Origin of the sequence: Micromonospora sp. KC213 (genome assembly GCF_004348325.1) — a bacterium.
Taxonomy (GTDB): domain Bacteria; phylum Actinomycetota; class Actinomycetes; order Mycobacteriales; family Micromonosporaceae; genus Micromonospora.
Window position 1 is genome coordinate 1 of sequence record NZ_SMKF01000307.1, and the last position, 2,840, is coordinate 2,840.

Annotated in this window: 2 protein-coding genes and 1 pseudogene; 2 read left to right on the forward strand and 1 reads right to left on the reverse strand. The window is 72.5% G+C overall.

Features of this window, described 5'->3' with window-relative positions; all coding sequences use genetic code 11:
- A pseudogene (locus tag E1166_RS30070) lies at positions 1–236 on the reverse strand (GNAT family N-acetyltransferase); the annotation flags it as partial.
- Positions 237–527: 291 nt separating this feature from the next.
- Between E1166_RS30070 and E1166_RS30075 the strand changes: the two are divergent.
- The gene (locus tag E1166_RS30075; RefSeq protein ID WP_132268085.1) at positions 528–1,838 is read left to right on the forward strand and encodes a PLP-dependent aminotransferase family protein; all 1,311 of its coding nucleotides are present in this window, start codon (positions 528–530) and stop codon (positions 1,836–1,838) included.
- Between the two features lie 7 nt (positions 1,839–1,845).
- On the forward strand, positions 1,846–2,840 hold a 995-nt coding region (locus tag E1166_RS30080; protein ID WP_132343189.1), incomplete at its 3' end, for a D-alanine--D-alanine ligase.

Here is a 2,840-nt window from a genome sequence, read left to right on the forward strand (position 1 = left end):
GGCGGGGCGTACATGACGAACCCGGCGGGCATGCCGTCGACGTACGCCAGCTTGCCGCAGGAACCCCACTCCAGCAGCGTCTGGGAGACCCAGGCCTCCTTCTCCAGCCCCGGGTCGCCGGCGGCGCAGGCCCGGTCGGCGGAGACCGGATCCAGCTCCCAGTACACGCACTCCCGGCACGGGCGGGGCAGGTCTTCCAGGGTGTCCAGGGTCAGGCTGACCAGGCGTCGCGACATCGGTGGGCCCCCACAGTAGGCTCGGAGGTGGAACCGGCGCGGCAGACCGCCGTCCTGCCCCCCGACGAGCGATGGTACGCCGACCATCGGCTGTACGGGAGGGGCCGCGCGAATGCGTATCCGAGCCGGGGTGCCGCCGGTCCGGGTTTTGGACGTACCCGAAATCACCAGCCCACGAGGGGCGAAGGCGGACTAGGATCGAGCGACCGGCGTCCCGCGCCGTCATGGTGGCCGGCACTGCGGGTACCCCAGCGGGCAGCAGCCCGACCGACACCCGATCGAGGTGATGTCATGACCGGCACGACGCTCGACGACTACACCGACCGGTACGCCCGGCGGGTCCGGGGGATGACCGCATCGGAGATCCGGGCACTGTTCGCGGTGGCCAGCCGGCCGGAGGTCGTCTCGCTGGCCGGTGGCGCTCCCTACATCGCCGCGCTGCCGCTGGACGCGGTCGGCGAGATGCTCGGCAAGCTCGGCTCGGAGCAGGGCGTCACCACCCTTCAGTACGGCATCGGCCAGGGCACCCTGGAACTGCGCGAGCGGATCTGCGAGGTGATGTCCCTCTCCGGCATCGACGCATCCTGCGGTGCCTCACCGGAGGACGTGGTGGTGACCGTCGGCGGTCAGCAGGCGCTGGATCTGGTGGCCCGGCTCTTCCTGGACCCGGGGGACGTGGTGCTCGCCGAGGGCCCGACGTACGTGGGCGCTCTCGGGGTGTTCCAGGCCGCCCAGGCCCAGGTCGTACACGTGCCGATGGACGACGAAGGGCTGGTGCCGGAGGCGCTGGAGGTGGCGATCGCCGACCTGGCGCGCGCCGGCCGGCGGGTGAAGTTCCTCTACACCATCCCCACCTACCAGAACCCGACCGGGGTGACGCTGAGCGAGGAGCGCCGCGAACGGGTGCTCGACATCTGCGAGCGCGCCGGGCTGCTGGTGGTCGAGGACGACCCGTACGGTCAGCTCGGCTTCGAGGGGGAGGCTCCCGCGCCGCTGCGGGCCCGTCGCCGCGACGGGGTCTTCTACCTGAGCACCTTCTCGAAGACCTTCGCCCCGGGGCTGCGGGTCGGCTGGATCCTCGCCCCGCACGCGGTCCGCGACAAGCTGGTGATCGCCAGCGAGGCGCAGATTCTCTGCCCCAGCGGGTACGCGCAGGCCGCCGTCGCCACGTACCTGTCCACCATGCCGTGGCGGCAGCAGCTGAAGGTCTACCGGGAGGTCTACCGGGAACGGCGGGACGCGCTGCTCACCGCACTGGAGGATCTGATGCCGGAGGGCACCACCTGGACGAATCCGGGTGGTGGCCTGTTCGTGTGGGCGACCGTGCCGGACGGACTCGACGCCAAGGCGATGATGCCGCGCGCGATCGCCGCCCGGGTCGCGTACGTCCCCGGCACCGGCTTCTACGCCGACGGCTCCGGGGCCGGCAACATCCGGCTGAACTTCTCCTTCCCGCCGCCGGAACGGATCCGGGAGGGCGTCCGCCGCCTGGCCGGGGTGATGGAGCAGGAGATCGCCATGCGTCGGGTCTTCGGGCCGGTCACCGCGGCGAGCCGGCGCCGGCAGGGTGGGGCGGACGTGCCCGGCCCCGACTTGGCATGATTCGGGAATGGCTGACACCGCTGCCGACCACTCCCCGATGACCAGTCCAGCCCGCGGCGATCTGCACGTTCTCGTGCTCGCCGGTGGCCTCTCCTACGAGCGGGACGTCTCGCTGCGGTCCGGTCGCCGGGTGCTCGACGCGCTCCGCGCGATCGGCGTCGAGGCACAGCTGCGGGACGCCGACGTGGCGCTGCTGCCCGCGCTCGACGCCGACCCGCCGGATGCGGTGGTGATCGCGCTGCACGGCGCCACGGGTGAGGACGGTTCGCTGCGCGGCGTGCTCGACCTGTGCGGCGTGCCGTACGTCGGCTGTGACGCCCGTGCCTCCCGCCTCGCCTGGGACAAGCCGTCGGCCAAGGCGGTGCTGCGGGAGAACGGCATTCCGACCCCCGACTGGGTGGCCCTGCCGCACGACCGCTTCTCGGAACTGGGCGCGGTGGCCGTGCTGGACCGGATCGTGGACCGGTTGGGGCTGCCGCTGATGGTGAAGCCGGCCCAGGGCGGGTCCGGTCTGGGTGCCGCGGTGGTCCGGGACGCTGCGGCCCTTCCGGCCGCGATGGTGGGTTGCTTCGCGTACGACTCGACGGCGTTGGTCGAGCGGTACGTGTCCGGCATGGACGTGGCGGTCTCCGTAATCGACCTGGGGAACGGGCCGCAGGCCCTACCGCCGGTGGAGATCGTGCCACGCAACGGCGTGTACGACTACGCGGCCCGCTACACCGCCGGCCGCACCACCTGGCACGCCCCCGCCCGGCTGGACGCCTCGGTCACCGCGACGGTGACCGAGGTGGCCCTGGCCGCGCACCGCGCGCTGGGTCTGCGGGACCTCTCCCGGGTCGACCTGATCGTCGACGCCGACGGTCGACCGCACGTACTGGAGGTCAACGTCTCGCCCGGCATGACCGAGACGTCGCTGCTGCCGCTCGCCATCCAGGCGGCCGGGCTGGACTTCGGAAAGGTGCTCGGCTCGTTGGTCGGTCGGGCCGCCGCCCGGCCCTCCTG

Coding starts and splice junctions, on each gene's coding strand:
- E1166_RS30075 (WP_132268085.1), top strand. CDS start 528: ATGACCGGCACGACGCTCGACGACTACACCGACCGGTACGCCCGGCGG.